Consider the following 1,631-nt stretch of genomic DNA (forward strand, 5'->3'; position numbering starts at 1 on the left):
CCAGCGACGAACGTCTTGCGGTTCATACTCATCCGCGTGGCGCAGCACGGGGACATACAGTCCGTGACGGCTATCCACCGCTACACCAAGATTGACGGTAGGATGAACACAGCGCGTCATGGTTTCGGCATCGAACCAAGCGTTGAGAGCTGGCTCTTGTTGACAAGCGTAAACGATAGCTTGTACCAGACGAATGCTGATGTCCTCGTTTGGCAACCAATCTTCCAATAACGCTTCTTCGGTAATGGTCACCGCTGCGACGTTTTGATGCGATTCTGCCATGGTCGAGACCATCGTACGGCGCGCTCCTTTGAGCACTTCAGTTCCAGGAACTTGTTTGCCTGCTTCTTCGTAAACATCGGCATCGACGATCAAACCGCTTGGTCCGCTACCGACCATCGTTTTCAAATCTACGCCTAGCTTTTTCGCTAGCAAACGCGCGGAAGGTAAAGCGGTGATGAGTTTGTCTGTTGATTTGTTGTGGCTGCCGCCCACCCAAAAATCATCAACATTTACGTTATGAGATTGGTGAGATACGGTGCCAACAACGGTTGCGGCATCGGCGGTTTGTCGTTTTTCCGCAGAGACAGTGTTTTCTGCGCCACTTTCGTCGATTTCTAGAAGTAGGGCGCCAATATTAATTACGTCGCCTTCTTCACCATGGCGGCTGACAATTCTGCCTGCGTACGGAGCAGGAACGTCTACGGTTGCTTTCGCCGTCTCAACAGTGAGGATCACTTGGTCGAGTTTGACCATGTCACCCACATTGACATGCCATTTTACAATTTCTGACTCAGCGAGACCTTCGCCGAGATCGGGTAAGTTAAACGTCTTCATTTCCAATCCTCCACGAGCTCGCGCGCTGCGATCACAATGTCTTCTTTCTGAACCATGAAATAATCTTCGTTACGGTAATAAGGCATAATGGTATCCATACCTGTGACTCGTTTAGGTGGCGCTTTTAGCAAGCACATCGCGTGCTCGGCGGTTCGAGCCAGCAGCTCAGAACCCACACCACACGTTTTACTGGCTTCATGTACAACCAGCAGGCGTCCGGTTTTCTCTAGTGAACGGAAAATCGTCGCGGTATCAATCGGCTTAATACTTGCCAGATCAATGACTTCGACTTCGATCCCTTGGCTTGATAGGGTTTGCGCAGCTTGGAGAGATTCAACAACACATGCTCCCCATGTCACGAGCGTAATATCTCGGCCTTTGCGCAGCGTAAAACAAGTGTCTAACGGCAATGCTTCCCCGTTATCAATCACTTCGGATTTAACGGTTCGATAGATGCGTTTGGGTTCAAAGAACATCACTGGGTCGTTACTGCGAATGGCAGCAAGCAGCAAACCGTAAGCACGCTGAGGGGAAGATGGAATCACCACTTTAAAGCCTGCGGTATGTGCAAACAGTGCTTCAATGCTTTCTGAGTGGTGTTCCGGCGCGTGAATGCCGCCACCAAAAGGCGCGCGGAATACAGCCGGACAAGTGAGGCGTCCACGAGTACGGTTACGCATCCTGGCGGCGTGACACATTAGGTGCTCCATAGCCGGGAAGACGAAACCTTGGAACTGAAAGGCTGCAACAGGGCGTAAACCTTGAGTTGCCATGCCCACTGCAACGCCGCCGAT

2 protein-coding genes are annotated in these 1,631 nt (G+C 51.4%); both read right to left on the minus strand.

Annotated features, from left to right (window positions below; translation table 11 throughout):
* Window positions 1-837 (minus strand): dihydrolipoamide acetyltransferase family protein (locus R7P72_RS23995; protein WP_318110823.1); only part of this gene is annotated, 837 nt, incomplete at its 3' end.
* Window positions 834-1,631, minus strand: a 798-nt coding sequence (locus R7P72_RS24000; protein WP_318110824.1) for an alpha-ketoacid dehydrogenase subunit beta, incomplete at its 5' end; no start/stop codon positions are given. The genes R7P72_RS23995 and R7P72_RS24000, both read right to left, overlap by 4 nt.

The organism is Vibrio sp. Vb0888, from assembly GCF_033338835.1.
Classification (GTDB): domain Bacteria; phylum Pseudomonadota; class Gammaproteobacteria; order Enterobacterales; family Vibrionaceae; genus Vibrio; species Vibrio alginolyticus.